18 protein-coding genes are annotated in these 20,679 nt (G+C 66.6%); 5 read left to right on the top strand and 13 right to left on the bottom strand.

Annotated features, from left to right (window positions below; translation table 11 throughout):
• Nucleotides 1–154: 154 nt before the first annotated feature.
• The 7 genes from paaK to paaA all read right to left on the bottom strand — a co-directional run bounded on the left by paaK (nucleotide 155) and on the right by paaA (nucleotide 7,012).
• Nucleotides 155–1,504: a phenylacetate--CoA ligase PaaK gene (gene paaK / locus DN412_RS14055; protein WP_115212199.1), complete on the bottom strand. Its 1,350-nt coding sequence runs from the start codon at nucleotides 1,502–1,504 to the stop codon at nucleotides 155–157.
• A 78-nt stretch (nucleotides 1,505–1,582) separates the two neighbouring features.
• Entirely contained in the window at nucleotides 1,583–3,247 is a 1,665-nt protein-coding gene (gene paaN, locus DN412_RS14050) for a phenylacetic acid degradation protein PaaN (RefSeq protein ID WP_115212198.1), read from the bottom strand.
• 58 nt (nucleotides 3,248–3,305) lie between these two features.
• The gene (gene paaE / locus DN412_RS14045) at nucleotides 3,306–4,382 is read right to left on the bottom strand and encodes a 1,2-phenylacetyl-CoA epoxidase subunit PaaE (RefSeq protein ID WP_115212197.1); all 1,077 of its coding nucleotides are present in this window, start codon (nucleotides 4,380–4,382) and stop codon (nucleotides 3,306–3,308) included.
• 19 nt (nucleotides 4,383–4,401) lie between these two features.
• Complete coding sequence (gene paaD / locus DN412_RS14040) at nucleotides 4,402–4,917, bottom strand: 1,2-phenylacetyl-CoA epoxidase subunit PaaD (RefSeq protein ID WP_115212196.1); 516 nt, start codon at nucleotides 4,915–4,917, stop codon at nucleotides 4,402–4,404.
• Between the two features lie 5 nt (nucleotides 4,918–4,922).
• Nucleotides 4,923–5,675, bottom strand: a complete 753-nt coding sequence (gene paaC, locus DN412_RS14035; RefSeq protein ID WP_115212195.1) for a 1,2-phenylacetyl-CoA epoxidase subunit PaaC — start codon at nucleotides 5,673–5,675, stop codon at nucleotides 4,923–4,925.
• Nucleotides 5,676–5,688: 13 nt separating this feature from the next.
• Nucleotides 5,689–5,970 (bottom strand): 1,2-phenylacetyl-CoA epoxidase subunit PaaB, encoded by a 282-nt coding sequence (gene paaB, locus DN412_RS14030; RefSeq protein ID WP_078200774.1) that lies wholly within the window; start codon nucleotides 5,968–5,970, stop codon nucleotides 5,689–5,691.
• Nucleotides 5,971–6,025: 55 nt separating this feature from the next.
• Nucleotides 6,026–7,012, bottom strand: a complete 987-nt coding sequence (gene paaA, locus DN412_RS14025; RefSeq protein WP_115212194.1) for a 1,2-phenylacetyl-CoA epoxidase subunit PaaA — start codon at nucleotides 7,010–7,012, stop codon at nucleotides 6,026–6,028.
• A gap of 130 nt (nucleotides 7,013–7,142) precedes the next feature.
• Here paaA and paaX point away from each other — a divergent pair, with 130 nt between their 5' ends.
• Nucleotides 7,143–8,063 carry a phenylacetic acid degradation operon negative regulatory protein PaaX gene (gene paaX, locus DN412_RS14020; protein WP_115212193.1) on the top strand — a complete coding sequence of 307 codons (921 nt, stop codon included), beginning with the start codon at nucleotides 7,143–7,145 and terminating at the stop codon, nucleotides 8,061–8,063.
• A 10-nt stretch (nucleotides 8,064–8,073) separates the two neighbouring features.
• Here the strand turns inward: paaX and boxA are convergent, their stop codons facing one another.
• The 4 genes from boxA to DN412_RS14000 form a co-directional block, all read right to left on the bottom strand.
• The gene (gene boxA / locus DN412_RS14015) at nucleotides 8,074–9,354 is read right to left on the bottom strand and encodes a benzoyl-CoA 2,3-epoxidase subunit BoxA (protein ID WP_115212192.1); all 1,281 of its coding nucleotides are present in this window, start codon (nucleotides 9,352–9,354) and stop codon (nucleotides 8,074–8,076) included.
• A 143-nt stretch (nucleotides 9,355–9,497) separates the two neighbouring features.
• Nucleotides 9,498–10,925, bottom strand: coding sequence for a benzoyl-CoA 2,3-epoxidase subunit BoxB (gene boxB / locus DN412_RS14010; protein ID WP_115212191.1), 1,428 nt, complete (start codon nucleotides 10,923–10,925; stop codon nucleotides 9,498–9,500).
• A gap of 46 nt (nucleotides 10,926–10,971) precedes the next feature.
• Nucleotides 10,972–12,630 carry a 2,3-epoxybenzoyl-CoA dihydrolase gene (gene boxC / locus DN412_RS14005; protein ID WP_115212190.1) on the bottom strand — a complete coding sequence of 553 codons (1,659 nt, stop codon included), beginning with the start codon at nucleotides 12,628–12,630 and terminating at the stop codon, nucleotides 10,972–10,974.
• Nucleotides 12,631–12,789: 159 nt separating this feature from the next.
• Nucleotides 12,790–13,752: a helix-turn-helix transcriptional regulator gene (locus DN412_RS14000; protein WP_115212189.1), complete on the bottom strand. Its 963-nt coding sequence runs from the start codon at nucleotides 13,750–13,752 to the stop codon at nucleotides 12,790–12,792.
• A gap of 89 nt (nucleotides 13,753–13,841) precedes the next feature.
• On the opposite strand from DN412_RS14000, the gene DN412_RS13995 reads away from it, so the two are divergent.
• The 4 genes from DN412_RS13995 to DN412_RS13980 all read left to right on the top strand — a co-directional run bounded on the left by DN412_RS13995 (nucleotide 13,842) and on the right by DN412_RS13980 (nucleotide 18,965).
• The gene (locus DN412_RS13995) at nucleotides 13,842–14,306 is read left to right on the top strand and encodes a DUF4863 family protein (protein ID WP_115212188.1); all 465 of its coding nucleotides are present in this window, start codon (nucleotides 13,842–13,844) and stop codon (nucleotides 14,304–14,306) included.
• A gap of 8 nt (nucleotides 14,307–14,314) precedes the next feature.
• A complete protein-coding gene (locus tag DN412_RS13990) occupies nucleotides 14,315–15,862 on the top strand; it encodes a 3,4-dehydroadipyl-CoA semialdehyde dehydrogenase (protein WP_115212187.1) in 1,548 nt (515 codons plus the stop codon).
• 85 nt (nucleotides 15,863–15,947) lie between these two features.
• A complete protein-coding gene (locus tag DN412_RS13985; RefSeq protein ID WP_115212186.1) occupies nucleotides 15,948–17,552 on the top strand; it encodes a benzoate-CoA ligase family protein in 1,605 nt (534 codons plus the stop codon).
• Between the two features lie 54 nt (nucleotides 17,553–17,606).
• Nucleotides 17,607–18,965 carry an MFS transporter gene (locus DN412_RS13980; RefSeq protein WP_115212185.1) on the top strand — a complete coding sequence of 453 codons (1,359 nt, stop codon included), beginning with the start codon at nucleotides 17,607–17,609 and terminating at the stop codon, nucleotides 18,963–18,965.
• 176 nt (nucleotides 18,966–19,141) lie between these two features.
• Here the strand turns inward: DN412_RS13980 and ycaC are convergent, their stop codons facing one another.
• Entirely contained in the window at nucleotides 19,142–19,768 is a 627-nt protein-coding gene (gene ycaC / locus DN412_RS13975) for an isochorismate family cysteine hydrolase YcaC (RefSeq protein ID WP_115212184.1), read from the bottom strand.
• An 89-nt stretch (nucleotides 19,769–19,857) separates the two neighbouring features.
• Nucleotides 19,858–20,535 (bottom strand): isochorismatase family protein, encoded by a 678-nt coding sequence (locus tag DN412_RS13970; RefSeq protein WP_115212183.1) that lies wholly within the window; start codon nucleotides 20,533–20,535, stop codon nucleotides 19,858–19,860.
• Nucleotides 20,536–20,679: the final 144 nt, after the last annotated feature.

Genomic DNA, 20,679 nt, shown 5'->3' with positions numbered 1-20,679 from the left:
GTCTCCTTTGGCGCAGGGGTTGGCGTGGCGCCTCTGGGTGGGCGCCATCGTTGGATGAATTGTTGGTGCTTTGAATCCGTCGGCGGTGTTCTCCCCTCTCCCACTTCGCGGGAGAGGGGAGCGTCCGCATAGGGCGGCGGTAGAAAATGGCGCTTCAGATCGCGCCGACCGGCTGCTCGTGCGTGACCTTCGGCCGCATGTCCAGCACGCGCCTGGCCTTGCCGACAGTGGTGCGCTCGATGCCTTCCGCATCCACCACCTGCACGTGCGTGGTCACGCCCACATAGGTCTTGATCTGCTCCTTCAGCTCGCGCTCCAGCGTCGCGCGGTCGTCGGCGCACAGCGACGCCGAACGCTCGGGCCGCGCTTCGACCCGCACTTCCAGCTCGTCGAGGTGGCCGTCGCGGGTCACCACCAGCTGGTATTGCGGCGCCAGTGCCGGCGACTTCAGGATCAGCTCCTCGATCTGCGACGGGAACACGTTCACGCCGCGGATGATCAGCATGTCGTCCGAGCGGCCGGTGATCTTGCCGATGCGGCGCATCGATCGCGACGTCGGCGGCAGCAGGCGCGTGAGGTCGCGCGTGCGGTAGCGGATCACCGGAAGCGCCTCCTTGGTCAGCGAAGTGAACACCAGTTCGCCCTCTTCGCCATCCGGCAGCACCTCGCCGGTAACCGGGTCGATAATCTCGGCGTAGAAGTGGTCTTCCCAGATCACCGGGCCATCCTTGCTCTCGATGCATTCGCAGGCCACGCCCGGGCCCATGACTTCGGACAGGCCGTAGATGTCCACCGCGTCGATGCCGGCGCGAGCCTCGATCTCGGCGCGCATCGCGTCGGTCCACGGCTCGGCGCCGAAGATACCGACCTTGAGCGAGCTTTCCGACGGGTCCATGCCCTGGCGCTCCATCTCCTCGATCAGGTTCAGCATGTACGACGGCGTGACCATGATGATGTTGGGCTGGAACTCGCGGATCAGCTGTACCTGTTTCTCGGTCTGGCCGCCGGACATCGGGATCACCGTGCAGCCGGCCTTCTCCGCGCCGTAGTGCGCGCCAAGGCCGCCCGTGAACAGGCCGTAGCCATAGCTGACATGGACCAGGTCGCCGGCGCGGCCGCCCGCTGCGCGGATGGAGCGCGCCACCACGCCGGCCCAGGTATCGATGTCCTTCGCGGTATAGCCGACCACCGTGGGCTTGCCGGTGGTGCCGCTCGACGCGTGCACGCGCGCCACCTTCTCGCGCGGCACGGCGAACATGCCGAAGGGATAGTTGTCGCGCAGGTCCTGCTTGGTCAGGAACGGAAACTTCGCCAGGTCCGACAGCGACTGCAGGTCGTCCGGATGCACCCCCGCCGCGGCAAAGGCCTTGCGGTAGTGCGGCACGTTGTCATAGGCATGGCGCACGCTCCATTTCAGCCGTTCCAGCTGCAGCGCCTGCAGTTCGTCGCGGCTGGCGCGTTCGATCGGCTCCAGCTCGTTGGGGTTGGGGATGCGTTGAACCATTGTCTACTCCATCTCGTTATGATGGCGCCGCGAGCAAAGGGGGGGCCGGCGCCGGGTACTGCGACTGCAACCCCTGGGTCAGATATGCGAACGGCTCTGGACGACGCGGAAACGGTTGGCGACGAAGGCGGAATCCGACAGCGACGCATTGGCCGCCGGGTTGGCACCGGTGGCATGGAAGTCGCTGAACGCCGCCGACTGGTTGACGAACACGCCGCCGGTCAGGTTCAGCGACAGGGCCACGCCGGCGTCTTCGGCGGCATCGCGGATGGCTTGGGTCACGCCTGCATCCGTCGTATAGGCAGACAACGTCAACGCCCCGTGTTCCTTCGCGCCGCGGTGCGCCAGCGCGATGCTGTGCGCGGTGCTGTCGGTGGCAACGATGAACGAGATCGGGCCGAACAGCTCCTGCATGATCTTGCCCTCGTCGCTGGCATCCACCTTCAGCACCAGCGGCGTGCGGATGCGCGCGCCGGGGAACTCAGGGTGTTCCAGCACGCGGCTGTCGGCGACGATCTCGCCGAGCGCGCGCGACGATTCGATACGTTCCACCACACCGTCGTTCTGGATCGCGCCCAGCAGCTCCACCGCCTTGGTCGCATCGCCGGTCAGCTTGCCGACCGCTTCGCCGATGGCCGTGGCGACCTGGTCGAAGCTGACGCGCCCTTCCGGCGTATCGATACCGTCCTTCGGCACGTAGATGTTCTGCGGCGCCGTGCACATCTGGCCGGAGTACAGCGCCAGCGAGAACGCGATATTGCGCACCATGCCCTTGAAGTCGCTGGTCGCGTCGATCACGATCTGGTTGACGCCGGCCTTCTCGGTGTAGACCTGCGCCTGGTGCGCGTTGCGCTCCAGCCAGTCGCCGTTGGCCGTGCTGCCGGTAAAGTCGATCAGGCGCACTTCCGGGCGCAGCGCCAGCTTCGACGCCATGCGCTCGGTCGGGTCGTTGGCCACCAGCGTGACCAGATTCGGATCGAAGCCGGCTTCCTGCAGCACCTCGCGCGCCACCTCGACGGTGATCGCCAGCGGCAGGATCGCGCCCGGGTGCGGCTTGACCACCACCGCATTGCCGGTCGCCAGGTTGGCAAACAGGCCCGGATAGCCGTTCCAGGTCGGGAAGGTGCAGCAGCCGATCACCAGGCCCACGCCGCGCGGCACCACGGTGTAGCGCTTTTCCATGCGCAGCGGCTCGTTCTTGCCCTGCGGCTTCTCCCAGATGGCCTGCTTAGGGATGCGGTGCATCTCGTCCCAGGCGTAGGCCACGGCCTCCAGCCCGCGGTCCTGCGCGTGCGGGCCGCCGGCCTGGAAGGCCATCATGAAGGCCTGGCCGGTGGTGTGCATGACCGCGTAGGCAATCTCGAAGCTGCGGCGGTTCAGGCGCTGCAGGATTTCCAGCGAGACGCCGACCCAGGCTTGCGGCCCGGCCTTGCGCCACGCGGGCATGCCTTCGGCCACGCCGGCAAAGAGCTGGTCGAGGTCGGGCTTCGGATAGCTGATGCCCAGCTCCGGGCCGTAGGGCGAGACTTCCTTGCCGGCCTGGCCGACGGTGCCCGGCTGCGACAGCGCGAACGGCTGGTTCAGGCGGGCCTCGAAGGCGGCCTTGCCGTCGGCGTTGGCTGTTTCGCCGTAGGCCTTCGGGCTCGGCATTTCGGTGAACGGGCTCCAGTAGCCGCGTTCGGCGATGGCTTGGGTGGCTTGTTCCAGCAGCGCCTGGTGGCGCTCGAAAAACGGATGGGACACGGCTTGCTCCGGGGGCGATACTGTTTCTGAGTTTGTAGGGATGGCTGCAGGAAACGCCTCAGGTTTCCTGATCGAAATCGATCACCAGCTTGTCGCTGACGGCGTAGCTCTGGCAGCTCAGGATGAAGCCGCGCGCGACTTCATAGTCTTCCAGTGCAAAGTTGACGTCCATGTCGACTTCGCCTTCAATGCGCTTGCAGCGGCAGGTCGAACAGACCCCGCCCTTGCACGAGTACGGAAGCTCGATGCCTTGCGCCAGCGCGGCATCCAGCACGGTTTCCTTGTTTTTCTCCAGGGTGAAGGAACGCGTGCGTCCGTCCTGGATCACCGTGACCTCGCACTGCTGCTGGCCCACCTGCTTGTGCGCATGCGCGGGCGGACGTGCCGACGGGATGCTGGTGGCGAACAGCTCGCGCTTGATGCGGGCCTTGTCGACGCCGTTGGCGAGCAGGGCCTGCGACACCTCTTCCATCATCGAATGCGGGCCGCAGATAAAGGCGACGTCGATGTCCTGTGGTTTGACCCAGTGCTTGAGCAAGGCATTGACCTTTTCGCCGTCGATACGGCCGTTGAACAGGTCGATATCCAACTGCTCGCGGCTGAGCACGAACACCAGGTTGAAGCGCTGCAGGTAGGTGTCCTTCAGGTCTTCCAGCTCTTCCTTGAACAGCACGGACGATGAGGCGCGGTTGCCGTAGAACAGCGTGAAGCGGCTTTCCGGCTCGGCCTGCAAGGTAGTCTTGATGATCGACAGCATCGGCGTGATGCCGCTGCCGGCGGCGAATGCCACGTAGTGCTTTGTGTTGGATTCGGACAGCGGCACGTGGAAGTGGCCGGACGGCGGCATCACTTCCAGCTTCATGCCGGGCTGCAGCTGTTCGTTGGCCCAGTTGGAGAACAGGCCGCCGTCGACGCGCTTGATCGCGACGCGCAGCTGTTCGTCCTGCACCGCCGCGCAGATCGAGTACGAGCGGCGCACGTCCTCGCCGTCGATGCCGGCGCGCAGCGTCAGGTGCTGGCCCTGCACGTAGCGGTAGGTATCCGCCAGCTCATCGGGTACGGCAAAGGTCACGGCCACGGCGTCGCGGGTTTCGCGGGTGACCGAGGCCACCGTCAGTTCATGGAATTTGCTCATCTCACTACCTCGGTCCGGCTCAGTGCGCCTTGAAGTAATCGAACGGTTCCTTGCAGTCGCCGCAGCGGTACAGGGCCTTGCAAGCGGTCGAGCCGAACTGGCTGACCAGCCGTGTCTGGCGCGAGCCGCAATGCGGGCAGGCCACCACCAGCGCCGGGGCCGCCCTGCGGCTGATGCCGCTGATGTCGATCACCCGCTGCGCCGGTGGCGCGATGCCGTAGCCAGCCAGGCTGGCCTTGCCGCGCGGGGTCATCCAGTCGGTGGTCCAGGCCGGCGCGAGCCGGGTTTCCACGCGCACGGCATCCACGCCCTGCGCGGCGAGCGCGCTTTCGATGCCTTCGCGGATCACGGTCATCGCCGGGCAGCCGGAGTAAGTCGGCGTAATGGTGACGACGCAGGCATCGTCCACCCACGCCACCTCGCGCACGATCCCAAGGTCCACCACGGAAATCACCGGGATCTCCGGATCGGGCACCGTATCGAGCCAGCTCCAGACCTGTTCGACGGCGGGGCGTGCCAGTGCTTGCGCGTTCATGGGGATCACCACTGCGCGCCGGGATAGGCGCGCTGCAGGAACTGCATCTCGGCCAGCAGGTAGCCGAGGTGTTCGGTATGACGGCCGTGGCGGCCGCCGCTCTGCGCCCACTGGCCGGCGGGCATGCGCAGCGTGGCCTCTTCCAGCACCTCGCCAACGTGGCGCTGCCAGGGCTCGGCCAGCATTGCCGGATCGGGAATCACGCCGTCGCGCACCAGCGCGGCCTCGGCCGCGTCGGCCTCGAACAGCTCGCCGGTGAACATCCACAGGTCGTCGAAGGCGTCCTGCATGCGCCGGTGGCTCTCTTCGCTGCCGTCGCCCAGGCGCACCACCAGGTCAGCGCTGCGGCGCACGTGATAGGTCGCTTCCTTGAGCGACTTGGCGGCGATTTCCGCGATGCGCGCGTCGGTGGAGCGCTGCAGTCCCTCCAGCACGAAGTAGTGCCAGGTGTCGAACAGGAACTGGCGCGCCAGCGTGTCGGCATAGCTGCCGTTGGGCTGCTCCACCAGCAGCAGGTTGCGGAACTGGTGCGCGTCGCGCAGGTAGGCGAGCTGGTCCGCGTTTTGCCCAGCGCCCTCCACCTCGGCGGCATAGCCCAGCCACAGCCGGGTCTGGCCGACCAGGTCGAGCGCGACGTTGGTCAGCGCAATGTCCTCTTCCAGCGCCGGGCCGCGGCCGCACCATTCAGACAGGCGCTGGCCGAGCACCAGCGTGGTGTCGCCCAGGCGCAGCAGGTATTCGAGCTTGTGGTTGTCCATGATGAAGGCCGTGTCAGATGTGCTTGACGGCTTCCGGCATCGGGAAGAACGTCGGATGGCGGTAGACCTTGCTGTTGGCGGGCTCGAACAGCGGGCCCTTGTCGCCGGGGCTGCTGGCGACCACGTCGGCGGCCTTGACCACCCAGACGCTGACGCCCTCATTGCGGCGCGTGTAGACGTCGCGGGCATTGTTGATCGCCATTTCGCCGTCGGGCGCGTGCAGGCTGCCCACGTGCTTGTGGGCCAGGCCGTGCTGGCTGCGGATAAAGATCTCCCAAAGCGGCCACTCTTTCATGGCAACCTCCTGTGTGATGCGGGTTCGATGGGTAGCGGCGCCGTGCGCCGCGGAGTCAGGCGGCGGCTTGCTGCGCCTGCTTGTCGGCGTGTGCCACCAGTGCGTCGCGGAACCATGCGCCGTCGTCCCAGGCCTTGACGCGGGTGCGCAGTCGGTCGCGGTTGCACGGGCCGTTGCCCTGGATGACGTTGTAGAACTCGGACCAGTCGATCTCGCCGAAGTCATAGTGGCCGCGTTCCTCGTTCCACTTCAGGTCGGGATCGGGAATGGTCAGGCCCAGGTACTCGGCCTGCGGCACGGTCTGGTCGACCATCTTCTGGCGCAGTTCGTCGTTGGAGAACAGCTTGATGCGCCACTGCATGGACTGCGCGCTGTTGGGCGAATCGCCGTCGGACGGGCCGAACATCATCAGCGCGGGCCACCACCAGCGGTTCAGCGCGTCCTGCGCCATCTGCTTCTGCCCGGGCGTGCCGTTGCACAGCGACAGCAGGATGTCGTAGCCCTGGCGCTGGTGGAAGGACTCTTCCTTGCATACGCGCACCATGGCTCGGGCATAGGGGCCGAAGGAGCAGCGGCACAGCGGCACCTGGTTGATGATGGCCGAGCCGTCCACCAGCCAGCCGATCATGCCGATATCGGCCCAGCTCAGCGTGGGGTAGTTGAAGATGCTGGAATACTTGGCCTTGCCGCTGTGCAGCTCGCCCAGCATCTGGTCGCGCGACACGCCCAGCGTTTCCGCCGCGCTGTAGAGGTACAGGCCATGGCCGGCCTCGTCCTGGATCTTGGCCAGCAGCACGGCCTTGCGCTCCAGCGTGGGGGCGCGGGTAACCCAGTTGCCTTCGGGCAACTGGCCCACGATCTCGGAATGGGCGTGCTGCGATATCTGGCGGACAAGGGTCTTGCGATACGCCTCGGGCATCCAGTCCTTGGCTTCGATCTTGATGCCGGCGTCCACGCGGGCCTGGAACTCACGCTCCTGCGGGTCCATCTCTTCCATTGCGCGGAGCCTCGTCGCTCCCGTCTCCACCAGCTGTGCGTACATCGTTTGCTCCACCTGTTTTGCCCGTGATCGACGTCTTGATCTGCGTCAATCTCGTAAGTTGAAATGGATGGTAGTGATACAATTTGATTCAAGCAATCGACGTTTGTGTATCACTTCTGGAGACTCGCCGATGGCGACGCCCGACCCCGATCCGGTTTCCCCCCGCGTGACCCGGCTGGCACGCGGGCTCAAGCTGGGCGCCAACTCGATGCTGGTGACGCTGTTCGGCGACGTGGTCGCGCCGCGACCCCAGGCGGTCTGGCTGGGCAGCCTGATCCGCCTGGCGGCGCCGTTCGGCATCAATGACCGGCTGGTGCGCACCGCCACCTTCCGCCTCACCGCCGACGACTGGCTGGCCGCCACGCGCATCGGGCGGCGCAGCTACTACGGGCTGTCTGAAGCCGGCCTGCAACGCGTGCTGCACGCGGGCAAGCGCATCTATGCGGGCGATGCGCCCGAATGGGACGGGCGCTGGACGCTGGTGCTGGTGCGCGGTGACGTACGCGCCACCGTCCGGCAGCGGCTGAAGCGGGAATTGCTGTGGGAAGGGTTCGGCGCGATCGCGCCCGGGGTGATGGCGCATCCCAACGCCGACCTGGCCTCGCTGCGCGAGATCATCCAGGCGGCACGAGCGCAGGAGTATGTGGCGGTAATGGAGGCCAGCAGCCTCGAGGCATTTTCGCTGCGGCCGCTGCAGGCGCTGATGCATCAGACCTTCAAGCTGGGCGACGTGGCCGACGCCTGGCAGGCATTGCTGCGGCGCTTTTCACCGGTCGCGGAAGAAGCGGCGCAGCTGGCGCCGGCGGATGCCTTCTTTGTCCGGACGCTGCTGGTGCATGAGTACCGGCGCGTGCTGCTGCGCGACCCGAACCTGCCCGAGGTGCTGCTGCCGGCGGACTGGCCGGGGCGCACGGCGCGGGGGATGTGCAGTGCGGTCTACGGGGCGTTGCTGGAGGCGAGCGAGGCCTACCTGCATGGGGTGGTTGAGGTGGCGGATGGAGCGCTGGTGGATGCGAAGCGTGCGCTGCGCAAGCGCTTCACGCACGCTTGAGCCTCCTGTGTTAGTAAGTTTCCAGATGCAGCCGCCCGTCGCGCTTCATCCCCTCCGCCAACGACTCCCAGTTCAGCCCAGCCTGCTGCGCCACGTCGCGCAAGGCCAGCACCACGCCCTCCTCCATGCTCTTGAGCCCGCACACGTAGAAGCAGGTATCCGGTGAAGCCAGCAGCGCGGCCAGATCCGCCGCACGCTCGCGCATCAGGTCCTGCACATAGCGCCTGGGCTGCCCCGGGGTGCGCGAGAAGGCCAGGTTGATGTCGATGAAATCCCTGGGCAGGTTCTGCAGTGGGCCGAAGTAAGGCAGCTCTTCGCGCGTGCGCGCGCCGAAGAACAGCATCAGCTTGCCGCCGTCGAACTTGCCGGCCTTGCGCAAACGCCGCCGCCATTCGGTCATGGCGCGCATCGGTGCACTGCCGGTGCCGGTGCAGATCATCACGATGTTGGAGCGCGGGTGGTTCGGCATCAGGAAGCTGGCGCCGAACGGGCCGATCACTTCCACCTTGTCGCCCACCTGCAGGTCGCACATATAGTTCGAGGCCACGCCGCGCACCGGATTGCCGTCGTGATCCTGCAGCACGCGCTTGATGGTCAGCGACAGGTTGTTGTAGCCGGGCCGCTCGCCGTTGCGCGGGCTGGCAATCGAATACTGGCGCGCATGGTGCGGGCGGCCGCTGGCGTCGGTGCCCGGCGGGACGATGCCGATGGACTGGCCTTCCAGCACCGGGAACGACGTCGAGCCAAAATCCAGCACGATATGGTGGGTGTCATACTCGCGGCCGACTTCAGTCACGCGCACGTTGCCGGTAACGGTGGCGGTGATGGTCTTCTGCGCGGATTTCGCGCCATACAGGTTGGTGTATGCGTGCGCGGCGGACCAGGGCGGCACGGTGGCGCCGTAGCCGGCGCTGTTGAACACTTCCTCGCCGGTGCCGGCCAGCGGCGATGCCGTGACGGCTTCGGGCGCTGCGGTCTGCACGTCGGCGTCGGGTGCCAGGTCGGCCAGTTGCTCCGGCGACAGTTCTTCCGGCAGCGTATCCCAGCCCAGCTGCTCTTCGATGCTATAGGCACGCAGCCGCGGCATGGCGCGCCAGTTGTCGATCGAGCCGGTCGGGCACGGCGAAATGCAGGCCATGCACAGGTTGCACTTGTCGGCATCGACCACATAGTTGCGCGAGTCATGCGTGATCGCGCCCACCGGGCAGGTCGCTTCGCAGGTGTTGCAGCGGATGCAGATCTCGGGATCGATCAGGTGCTGCTTGATGACTTGAATTTCTGCCATGTCCATGGCGGTCTCCACAGGATGAGGGGTGCTCGGGGTGAGGGTCGTTGATGCGGCGGCGCTTTGTCGTGGCGCCTGCCCTCTCCCCCGGCCCCTCTCCCGCACGCGGGAGAGGGGAGCAAACAGGGAGCGGTTGACAGTGCCGTGGCTTAGTTGAAGCGCACGTATTCGAAATCCACCGGCTGACGGTTGATGCCCATCACCGGCGGCGCGATCCAGTTGGCGAACTTGCCCGGCTCGACCACGCGGCCCATCAGGCTGGCGACAAAGGCGCGGTCGCCTTCGGTGGGCAGCCACTGGTCGCGGAAGTCGCGCCATTCGGCGTCGGAGATCACGCGGCCGTCCGGCGCTACCCTGACGCCGGCCAGCGCGCCGATATTGCGGTGGAAGGCCTTGTGCGGCACCTTCAGGCGGAACGGGATCCCGGCCTTGTCGATGACCTTGTTCCAGCGCTCGATGCCGGCCATGCTGTCCTTGATGTAGTCGTCGCGCAGCACTTCATTGAGCGCGTTGAGCATCGGCACTTCCTTCTCGGTCAGCTGGCCGTTCTGCGCCTGCAGGATGCGGTAGGTCTGGCCCTTCAGGATATGGTCGTCCATACGCTTGCCCTCTTCGTAGCGGCCCTTCAGGCCGGTGCTGTAGAAGGTCGCGGCATTGCTGGACTCATCGGCGCCGAACAGGTCGATGGTGACGCTGTAGTGGAAGTTCAGGTAGCGCTGCAGGGTCGGCAGGTCGATCACGCCAGCGGCGCGCAGCTTCGCCGGGTCATCGGTCTTCAGCTCGTTCATCACCTGGCAGGTGCGCTGGATCACGCGCGACACGCCGGACTCGCCCACGAACATGTGGTGTGCTTCCTCGGTCAGCATGAACTTGGTGGTGCGTGCCAGCGGGTCGAAGGCGGACTCGGCCAGCGCGCACAGCTGGAACTTGCCGTCGCGGTCGGTGAAGTAGGTGAACATGAAGAACGACAGCCAGTCAGGCGTCTGCTCGTTGAACGCCTGCAGGATGCGCGGGTTGTCCTGCTGGCCGCTGCGGCGCTCCAGCAAGGCCTCGCCCTCTTCGCGGCCGTCGCGGCCGAAGTACTTGTGCAGCAGGTAGACCATGGCCCACAGGTGGCGGCCCTCTTCCACGTTCACCTGGAACAGGTTGCGCAGGTCGTACATGCTGGGCGCAGTCAGGCCCAGGTGGCGCTGCTGCTCGACCGACGCCGGCTCGGTGTCGCCTTGCGTCACGATGATGCGGCGCAGGTTGGCGCGGTATTCGCCGGGCACGTCCTGCCAGGCATCCTCGCCCTTGTGGTCGCCGAAATGGATCTTGCGGTTGGCCTCGGCCGGGTTCAGGAAGATGCCCCAGCGGTAGTCCGGCATCTTGACGTGGCCGAAGTGGGCCCAACCCTGCGGATCGACGCTGATGGCGGTGCGCAGGTAGATGTCATGCTGGTGCGAGCCTTCCGGGCCCATGTCATTCCACCAGCTCAGGTAGTTGGGCTGCCACTGCTCGAGCGCGCGCTGCAGGGTGCGGTCTTCGCTCAGGTTGACGTTGTTGGGGATCTTGTCGCCGTAGTTGATGCCGGACATGGTGGTCTCCTTCAGGGGGACGATTCGGTTGTCGTGTAAGTCTGGATCAGACGCGGTTCCAGTCGAAGGCGGCCTTGTCGCCCTTGCCGTAGACCTTCAGCGCACCCTTGTCGCCTACTGCGTTGGGGCGCTGGAAGATCCAGTTCTGCCACGCGGTCAGCCGGCCGAAGATGCGGGTGAACATGTTTTCCTGGCCGTTGAAGCGCAGGTTGGCTTCCATGCCGGTGAGGGCATCGGGCGACATCGCCACGCGCTCTTCCAGCGCGATGCGGACTTCGTCGGTCCAGTCGATGTCGTCGGGGTTGGCGGTGACCAGGCCCAGCGCATGGGCGGCATCGGCATCGAGCGGCTGGCCGGCCCTGGCGCGCACGGCGTCCAGCGCGGGCTGCTCGTCGTAGAAGCGACGGCCCAGGCGGCTCTGGCCGGTGACCATCGGGTACAGGCCGAAGTTGACTTCCGCCACGGTGATCTTCGGCGCGCGCGCCTCGTCGTCCGGCAGCGCCAGGTGGTAGCTGCGGTCGCAGGCCAGGGCCAGTTCCAGGAAGGTGCCGGCAAAGCAAGACTCCGGCTCGATCAGCGCGAACAGGCTGCGCGACGACACATCCAGGCGGCTCAGCGTACGGCGCAGCAGGCCGATGGTCTCGCGCACCAGCCAGTGCTCCTTGTGCGCCAGCAGCGTGGCGTCGGTGGCCAGCACCGCGGCGGCATCGCCGCTGGTCTTGATCAGCCAGGTGCCGATGTCCAGTTCATTGGTGCGCATCGACAGGATCGCGTCTTCCAGTTCGCGCGCCAGTTGCAGCGGGTACCAGGCGGCGCCGGCTTCAACGATCTCGTCGATGCCCTGCGGCTGCGCGCCGGTGGGCGCCTTCACCGTGAAGGTGGCGGTGCGCCCGGCACGGTCGATCTCGACCGTCACATGGGTGTAACGCAGCGCATCGGCTTCGATGGTGCGCTCGATCGGGGCCAGCGCCACGCCCTTGCCGTCGGCCGGGCGGTCGCTCTGCGCGGCCAGCGCCAGCGCGCGTTCCTGGACCCTCTGCGCGAACACGGCGGGCTTGGCGATATCGTCGACCAGGCGCCAGTCCTTGGCACGCTGGCCGCGCACGCCTTCGGTGGTGGTGCAGAAGATATCGGCCAGGTCATGGCGCACATGGCGCTTGTCGGTCACGCGGGTCAGGCCGCCGGTGCCGGGCAGCACGCCCAGCAGCGGCACTTCCGGGAGGCTGACGGCCGACGAGCGGTCGTCCACCAGCAGGATCTCGTCGCAGGCCAGCGCCAGCTCATAGCCGCCGCCGGCGCAGGCGCCGTTGACCGCGGCCAGGAACTTCAGGCCGCTGTGCGCCGAGGAGTCCTCGATGCCGTTGCGGGTCTCGTTGGTGAACTTGCAGAAGTTGACCTTCCACGCATGGCTGCTGACACCCAGCATGAAGATATTGGCGCCGGAGCAGAACACCTTGTCCTTGTCGCTGGTAACGACCACGGTGCGCACTTCCGGGTGCTCGAAGCGGACACGGTTGAGCGCGTCGTTCAGTTCGATGTCGACGCCGAGATCGTAGCTGTTGAGCTTGAGCTTGTAGCCGGGACGCAGGCCGGCGTTCTCGTCGATATCCACCGCCAGCGTGGCGACGGGGCCGTCGAACGTCAGCTTCAGGTGCTTGTATTGGGCGGGGGCGGTCTGGTAGTCGACGCGGGGGGCGGTGGTCACGGCGGTGTCTCCTCTGCGAAACTGCACTATTGTGCATGAACAGGAATCTTGTGAGACGAACTATAGTTCATCAATCAGATTTCATGCAAGCATTATTGTGCAGATTACGCAAGGAGTGCCGGCCGCTGCCCCCAATGCCCGCCTATTGCGCCCCAGCCGTCACAAGGGCATGCGCAAGGCCTGGCGCACCAGTTCGGTCAGCGCGACAAATGTGGGCTCCAGCGGCTGCGCGCTGGTGTCCAGCGAGAACTCCGCCTTGGAATAGAAGGCCGCGCGGCCGGCCAGGATATGGCGCAGGTCCTCCATGGCCTCCTTGCTGGCCGCCATCGGACGGAAGTCGCCCTGCGCGCGCACCCGCTCCATATGGTCTTCGGGCTCTGCCTGCAGCCATACGGTGGTGCAATGCGCCAGCAGCAGGTTGAAGGTGGCCGGATCCGAGACCAGGCCGCCGGGGGTGGCGATCACGGCTTCGGGATAGATCTGGATGGCCTCTTCCAGCGCGCGCCGCTCATAGCGGCGGTAGGCGTTCATGCCGTACAGACCCTGGATCTCCGAGATGCTGCAGCCGGCAAACTTCTCGATCTCGCGGCTCAGCTCGACAAAGGGAAAGTCCAGGTCCTCCGCCAGCATCCCGCCCAGCGTGGTCTTGCCGGCGCCGCGCAGCCCGATCAGCGCCACGCGCGGGCTGCGCGCGGCCTGGCCCGCATTCTCGCCACCCGTGCCAAGCATTTCGCCCACGGCGATGCGCACGCGCCGCAGCGTGGCTTCGTCGCGGTGCTCCAGCAGTTCGCGCAACAGGATCCATTCAGGCGACGACGTGGTGACGTCGCCCAGCAGCCCGGCCAGCGAGCACTGCAAGGCATCTGCGACGTGCTGCAGCACCAGGATGGAAGCGTTGCCGCTGCCGTATTCCAGGTTGGCCAGGTGCCGCTCGGAAACGCCGGCCGCTTGCGCGGTGGCCTTGCGGGTCAGGCCGCGGCAGGCGCGCAGCTCACGCACGCGCTCGCCCAGGGCGACCAGGAAGGGGTTCTTCCCGGCACCATTGGCAGCCCCCGCATCGGAATCATGATGCAGGCTCACGTCCGGGGTTAACCCAGATTCATGCAATATAGTGCTTGACATGATTTCTGCGCGGCTCTATTTTTCATACATGCACAATAATGCATGGTGCCAGTGAAGGCAACTGGCGAATCAGACGGAGCCCCCTCAATATGTCCCCCACTGAATTCCGCAGCCAGATCGCGCATCTCACCGCGCAACTGGCAGGCCGCCCACTAGATGCCGCACTCGATGCCTGGCTCAATGCCGAGCACGGCGCCGGCAGCCCCACCTACCAGCAACTGAAGGACGCCTGCCAGGCCGGCGTGGCCGAAGGCTGGCTGTGCGATCGCGAAGGCGGCGGCATCCGCTACGGCCGCATCTTCAAGCCCGCCGACGACCTGCACGGCTTTTCGGTCGACGTGGTCGACATGCAGGACATTGCCGGCCCGCACCATACCCACCCCAACGGCGAGATCGACCTGATCATGCCGCTCGACGGCGAGGCGCAGTTCGACGGCCGCCCCGCCGGCTGGCTGGTATGCCCGCCGGGCAGCGCCCACCGCCCCACCGTCAGCAACGGCCGCGCGCTGGTGCTCTACCTGCTGCCGGAAGGCCGCATCGACTTCACGCGCTGAGATCCCCCATGACTGAATTGCTATCCAACTTCCTCGGCGGCAAGTGGCAGGCCGGCAGCGGCGCCGGCACGCCCTTGTTCGATCCCGTGCTGGGCGACGAGCTGGTGCGCGTGGACGCCACCGGGCTCGACCTGGCGGCGGGCTTCGCCTTTGCCCGCGATCAGGGCGGCCCGGCACTGCGCGCGCTGACCTACCGCCAGCGCGCCGCGCTGCTGGCCGAGACCGTCAAAGTCCTGCAGGCCAACCGCGACGCCTATTACGAGATCGCCACCGCCAACAGCGGCACGGTGAAGAACGATTCCGCGGTCGATATCGATGGCGGCATCTTTACGCTGGGCACGTATGCGAAGCTGGGCGACACGCTCGGCGACCGCCACTACTTGCTGGATGGCGAGGCCGCGCGCCTGGGCAAGGATCCGCTGTTCCATTCGCAGCATGTGCTGGTGCCCACGCGCGGCGTCGCGCTGTTTATCAATGCCTTCAATTTCCCGAGCTGGGGCCTGTGGGAGAAGGCCGCGCCCGCGCTGCTGGCCGGCGTGCCGGTGATTGTCAAACCCGCCACTGCCACCGCCTGGCTGACGCAGTGCATGGTGCGCGACGTAGTCGAGGCCGGCGTGCTGCCGGCGGGCGCCCTGTCGGTCATCTGCGGCAGCTCGGCAGGATTGCTTGACCAGTTGCAGCCCTTTGACGTGGTGTCGTTCACTGGCTCGGCCGATACCGCGGCGGTGATCCGCTCGCATCCCGCCATCGCACAGCGCTCTGTGCGCGTGAATATCGAGGCGGACAGCATCAATTCCGCCGTGCTGCTGCCGCAGGACGGCCCCGACACCGCCGCCTTCGACCTGCTGGTGAAGGAGGTCGTGCGCGAGATGACGGTCAAGTCCGGCCAGAAGTGCACCGCGATCCGGCGCGTGTTCGTGCCTGAAGCGCTGTATGGCCAGGCCGCCGAGGCCATCGGCGCACGGCTGTCGAAGGTGACCGTGGGCAACCCGCGCAACGACGCTGTGCGCATGGGTGCGCTGGTCAGCCGGGCGCAGTTCAACGCCGTGCAAGACGGGCTGGCAAACCTGCGCAAGCACGCCCAGGTGCTGCATGACGGCACGCAGCAGCCGCTGGTGGATGCAGATCCGGCCGTGGCCCGCTGCATCGGCCCGACCCTGCTCGGCGTACCTGATGCGGACGCTGCCGCCGTGGTGCATGACACCGAAGTGTTCGGCCCGGTCGCCACGCTGCTGCCTTACCGCGATACCGCGCACGCGCTGGCACTGGTGCGCCAGGGTCAGGGCTCGCTGGTGGCATCGCTCTATGGCAGCGACGCGGGCGCGCTCGGGGCTGCCGCTGTCGAACTGGCCGACAGCCACGGCCGCGTGCATGTGATCTCGCCCGACGTGGCGCAGCTGCACACCGGCCACGGCAACGTCATGCCGCAGTCGCTGCATGGCGGCCCCGGCCGCGCCGGCGGCGGCGAAGAACTGGGCGGCCTGCGCGCCCTGCACTTCTATCACCGGCGCAGCGCCATCCAGGCCAGCACCGCGGTGCTCGACGCGCTCGCCTGACCGTCCAGGCCAACCCGCTTCACCGCGCCGCCACGCCCGCATGGCGGCGCGCGGCACACCGTACACCAGCAACGGGGAGACACCCATGACCGCCACGCCCGCCGAGACACCCGTCCGGCCACCCGGCACGTCCTTCAACTTTGCCGCGCACCTGCTCGGCTGCAATGCCGGGCGCGCCGGCAAGGTGGCCTATATCGATGACGACGGCCAGCTCACCTATGGCGAACTGGCGCAGCAGGTGCAGCGCCTGGGTGCCGCGCTGCTCGGCGCCGGCATCCACCGCGAGGAACGCGTGCTGCTGCTGATGCACGACTGCACCGACTGGCCGGTCTGCTTCCTGGGCGCGATGTACGCCGGCATCGTGCCGGTGGCCGTGAACACATTGCTGACCGCCGACGACTACGCCTACATGCTGCAGCACAGCCGCGCGCAGGCGGTGCTGGTATCGGCCGCGCTGCTGCCCGTGCTGCAGGAGGCGCTGGCCCGTCCGGGGCATGAAGTGCGACAGGTGTTCGTGTGCCGTGCGCATGAGCCGCTGCCCGATGGCATGGTGGCGTTGGATGCAGTGCTTGCCGCGCAAACGCCGCTGCAAGCGCCCGCCGCCACCAGTTGCGACGATCCCGGCTTCTGGCTCTACTCGTCCGGCTCTACCGGCCAGCCCAAAGGCGTGGTGCACAGCCACGGCAACCCTTACTGGACCGCCGCGCTCTATGCCGGCCCGGTGCTCGGCCTGCAGGAGCAGGACGTCTGCTTCTCGGCGGCCAAGCTGTATTTCGCCTACGGGCTGGGCAACGGGCTCAGCTTCCCGCTCAGCGTTGGTGCCACGGTGGTGCTGATGGCCGAGCGGCCCACGCCCGAGGCCACCTTCCTCCGCTGGCTGCAGCACAAGCCAACCGTGTTCTTCGGCGCGCCGACGGGATACGCCGGCATGCTGGCCTCGCCAGGTCTGCCGGCACGCACCGAGGTGGCGTTGCGGCTGTGCTCGTCCGCCGGCGAGGCGCTGCCGGCGGATATCGGCCAGCGCTTCACCGCGCATTTCGGCTGCGAGATCATCGACGGCATCGGCTCCACCGAGATGCTGCATATCTTCCTGTCCAATCGCCCTGGGCAGGTACGCTACGGCACCACCGGCTGGCCGGTGCCGGGCTACGCCATCGAACTGCGCGACGAAGACGGGCGCCCGGTGCCCGACGGCGAGATCGGCGAGCTCTATATCCAGGGCCCCAGTGCCGCGATGATGTACTGGGCCAACCGCGAGAAATCGCGCGAGACCTTCCGCGGCGGCTGGACCAAGAGCGGCGACAAGTATGTGCGCAACCCGGATGGCAGCTACAGCTACGCCGGGCGCAGCGACGACATGCTCAAGGTCAGCGGCATCTACGTCTCGCCGTTCGAAGTCGAGGCCACGCTGGTGCAGCACCCGGCAGTGCTGGAAGCCGCGGTGATCGGCGTACCCGACCAGGAAGGACTGATCAAGACCAAGGCCTTCGTGGTGCTGAAGGCTGGCGCGCAACTCGGCGACGGCGAACTGAAGGCCTTCGTCAAGGAGCGGCTGGCCGCCTACAAGTACCCGCGCGCAATCGAGTTCGTCGAGGCGCTGCCCAAGACCGCCACCGGCAAGATCCAGCGCTTCATGCTGCGCGAACGAGAACTGAAGGCCGCCGCAGAGCGTGCCGTCGCGGTGGCGTGAGCGGCAACGCCCCCTCATCGCAACATACCGCCCCCCCATACCGGAGACAAAAACATGCGTCAGATCGATGTCCACAAGCTGGCCGACGAGGCCCGCTTCAACCGCTTCCATGCGCTTATCCTGCTCTGGTGCGCGCTGATCATCATCTTTGACGGCTATGACCTCGCCGTGGCCGGCATCGCCCTGCCGTCGATCATGAAAGAGATGGGCGTGACCGCCACCAGCGCGGGCTTCATGGTCAGCTCGGCGCTGTTCGGCATGATGTTCGGCGCGATCTTCCTCGGCACCGTGGCCGACCGCATCGGCCGCAGGCGCGCCATCGCCATCTGCATCCTGCTGTTCAGCGTCTTCACCGCGGCAGCGGGCTTTACCAGCGACCCGGTGACATTCAGCGTTACGCGCTTCCTGGCGGGGCTGGGCATTGGCGGGGTCATGCCCAACGTGGTGGCGCAGATGACTGAGTACTCGCCACGCAAGCTGCGCGGCACGCTGGTGACGCTGATGTTCAGCGGCTACTCGGTCGGCGGCATGCTGGCCGCGCTGTTGGGCAAGGGGCTGATCGAAAGCTACGGCTGGCAGTCGGTGTTCCTTGCTGCAGGCCTGCCGGCGGTGCTGATCCCGCTGGTACTGCGCTCGCTGCCGGAGTCGATGCCCTACCTGATCCGCACCGGCCAGACCGCGGCGCTGCAGGCGGTGGTATCGCGGCTGGTGCCCTCGCATCGCCCGCAAGCCGGCGACACGTTCACCCTGCCCGCTGACGAGAAGGCCGGCAGCGCGCCGATCCAGCGCCTGTTCCAGGACGGCCGCGGCTTCAGCACGGTGATGTTCTGGGTGGCGTTCTTCATGTGCCTGTTCATGGTGTACGCGCTCAGCTCGTGGCTGGCCAAGCTGATGGCAAGCGCGGGCTATAGCCTGGGCTCGGCGCTGACCTTCGTGCTGGTGCTGAACTTCGGCGCGATGCTCGGCGCCATCGGCGGGGGCTGGCTGGCCGATCGCCTGCCGATCAAGCACGTGCTGATCGGCATGTACGCGCTGGCGGCAGTGTCGATCACGCTGCTGGGCTATCCGATGCCCAGCGCCGCGCTGTTCGTCGTGGTGGGCCTGGCGGGTGCTTCCACCATCGGCACGCAGATCGTCACCTATGCCTATGCGGGCCAGTTCTATCCGATGGCCGTGCGTGGCACTGGCATCGGCTGGGCTTCCGGCGTGGGGCGCAGCGGCGCCATCCTGGCACCGATCGTGATCGGCGTGCTGGTCGGCATGTCGCTGCCGCTGCAGCAGAACTTCATGGCGATGGCGATCCCGGCGGTGATTGCGGTGGGGGCGGTGTCGATGATCAACCACCGGCGCTCGGCATCGGCGCAGGAGGAAGTCGAAGCGGCGCCGGTGGGGGCGGCTGTGAAAGAAGCCTGAGAGAAATCGACCGTCGCTTGTGTGCTCCCTCTCCCGCTTGCGGGAGAGGGCTGGGGAGAGGGCCGGCGTATCGACGAAGTGATGTGTGTCGGTCTGCCAGTGCCTGCCCTCTCCCCCTGCCCCTCTCCCGCAAGCGGGAGAGGGGCGCAAACAGGCAGCTTGCTGGGCTGCACTGCTTACTTGCTACCCTTCACCGTCGTATAAGCCGTAATCAAATTCCGATAGTCCGGAATATGGTTCGAGAACAGCGTGCCCAGGCCCTCAATGTCGTTGCGCCAGTCGCGATGCAGTTCGCACGCCACGCCGAACCACGTCATCAGCTGCGCGCCGGCATCCGACATCCGTTGCCATGCCGAATTGCGCGTGATTTCGTTGAAGGTGCCCGACGCATCGGTCACGACGAAGACTTCGAAACCCTCTTCGATCGCCGCCAGCGCCGGGAAGGCCACGCACACTTCAGTGACCACGCCGGCGATCAGCAGCTGCTTCTTGCCAGTGGCGCGCACGGCGGCAACGAAGTCCTCGTTATCCCAGGCGTTGATCTGACCCGGGCGCGGAATGAACGGTGCATCGGGGAACATGGCCTTGAGTTCCGGCACCAGCGGCCCGTTGGGCCCGTCCTCGAAGCTGGTGGTCAGCACCGTCGGCAACTTGAAGTACTTGGCCAGGTCGGCCAGCGCCAGCACATTGTTCTTGAACTTGTCGGGCTCGATGTCCCGCACCAGCGACAGCAGTCCGGCCTGGTGATCGACCATCAGGACGGCAGCCTGGCTTTTGTCCAGGCGCTTATAGGGCTTGCTCATGACATTCTCCAGTGAACATCAGGGTGCGGACCCGCGGCCTTCGCCGTGGGTCCGCACCCGGGGGTATGCAGGCCGTTGCCGGCCTGGCGTCAGCGGTTGGAGTCCAGTACCTCGTGGTTCTTCTCCACGTCCTGGGCCTTGAGATAGCTCTCGATCAGCAGGCGGTAGGCCGGGAAGATCTGCGTGCAGACCTCGGCCCATTGCTGCGCGTCCGGGCGGTTCCAGCTCTGCTGCAGCTCCGAGGCCACGGCGGCGGTATCCATCGGCACCACGCCGGCCTGCACGATGCGCGCCAGGGTGATCTCCTGCGCCATCTTGGAATAGGTGCCCGAGGCATCGACCACGGCGAACACCTTGTAGCCGTCGGCCACCGCGCTGATCGACGGGAACGCCATGCACACGCTGGTAATGGTGCCGGCGATGATCAGGGTCTTCTTGCCGGTCTCACGCACCGCGGCGACAAAGTCGGGGTTGTCCCAGGCGTTGATCTCGCCCTTGCGCGCGACGTATTTGGCATGCGGGGCGTTCTCGTGGATTTCCGGGATCAGCGGGCCGTTCGGGCCTTGCGGCACGGATGCCGTGGTGATCACGGGCAGCTTGCACAGCGTCGCCATCTTGGCCAGCGCTGCCGCACGCGCGCGCAGCTCGGGCATCGGCATGTCGCCCACGGTCTGGAACAGGCCACTCTGGTGGTCGATCAGCAGCATCGCCGTATCGGCGGGATCCAGTACCGGACGCTTGCCATTGAAATTGGCGGGTGTGGTCATTTGGCTTTCTCCTGTGCGGTTGGCGAAACCGGCGGCTCAGGCAGTCCCAAGCCGGCCGTGTGCGCAAAGCATAGGTCTTGGCAAATCACACCGGTAGGCTGGAAAATCTGCCTTCAGCGTCCTACTGACAGGACGACAGGAGCC

It is taken from the genome of Cupriavidus lacunae, assembly GCF_003353055.1.
GTDB classification, from domain to species: domain Bacteria; phylum Pseudomonadota; class Gammaproteobacteria; order Burkholderiales; family Burkholderiaceae; genus Cupriavidus; species Cupriavidus lacunae.
Note: the sequence above shows the minus strand (reverse complement) of the source record. Positions and strands in the feature narration are given on the sequence as shown.

What these genes read in the sequence shown, in the direction of transcription:
- paaK (WP_115212199.1), bottom strand. Translation starts at nt 1,504, where the DNA reads ATGGTTCAACGCATCCCCAACCCCAACGAGCTGGAGCCGATCGAACGC.
- paaE (WP_115212197.1), bottom strand. Translation starts at nt 4,382, where the DNA reads ATGAGCAAATTCCATGAACTGACGGTGGCCTCGGTCACCCGCGAAACC.
- paaD (WP_115212196.1), bottom strand. Translation starts at nt 4,917, where the DNA reads ATGAACGCGCAAGCACTGGCACGCCCCGCCGTCGAACAGGTCTGGAGC.
- paaC (WP_115212195.1), bottom strand. Translation starts at nt 5,675, where the DNA reads ATGGACAACCACAAGCTCGAATACCTGCTGCGCCTGGGCGACACCACG.
- paaB (WP_078200774.1), bottom strand. Translation starts at nt 5,970, where the DNA reads ATGAAAGAGTGGCCGCTTTGGGAGATCTTTATCCGCAGCCAGCACGGC.
- paaA (WP_115212194.1), bottom strand. Translation starts at nt 7,012, where the DNA reads ATGTACGCACAGCTGGTGGAGACGGGAGCGACGAGGCTCCGCGCAATG.
- paaX (WP_115212193.1), top strand. Translation starts at nt 7,143, where the DNA reads ATGGCGACGCCCGACCCCGATCCGGTTTCCCCCCGCGTGACCCGGCTG.
- boxA (WP_115212192.1), bottom strand. Translation starts at nt 9,354, where the DNA reads ATGGACATGGCAGAAATTCAAGTCATCAAGCAGCACCTGATCGATCCC.
- boxB (WP_115212191.1), bottom strand. Translation starts at nt 10,925, where the DNA reads ATGTCCGGCATCAACTACGGCGACAAGATCCCCAACAACGTCAACCTG.
- DN412_RS14000 (WP_115212189.1), bottom strand. Translation starts at nt 13,752, where the DNA reads ATGTCAAGCACTATATTGCATGAATCTGGGTTAACCCCGGACGTGAGC.
- DN412_RS13995 (WP_115212188.1), top strand. Translation starts at nt 13,842, where the DNA reads ATGTCCCCCACTGAATTCCGCAGCCAGATCGCGCATCTCACCGCGCAA.
- DN412_RS13990 (WP_115212187.1), top strand. Translation starts at nt 14,315, where the DNA reads ATGACTGAATTGCTATCCAACTTCCTCGGCGGCAAGTGGCAGGCCGGC.
- DN412_RS13985 (WP_115212186.1), top strand. Translation starts at nt 15,948, where the DNA reads ATGACCGCCACGCCCGCCGAGACACCCGTCCGGCCACCCGGCACGTCC.
- DN412_RS13980 (WP_115212185.1), top strand. Translation starts at nt 17,607, where the DNA reads ATGCGTCAGATCGATGTCCACAAGCTGGCCGACGAGGCCCGCTTCAAC.
- ycaC (WP_115212184.1), bottom strand. Translation starts at nt 19,768, where the DNA reads ATGAGCAAGCCCTATAAGCGCCTGGACAAAAGCCAGGCTGCCGTCCTG.
- DN412_RS13970 (WP_115212183.1), bottom strand. Translation starts at nt 20,535, where the DNA reads ATGACCACACCCGCCAATTTCAATGGCAAGCGTCCGGTACTGGATCCC.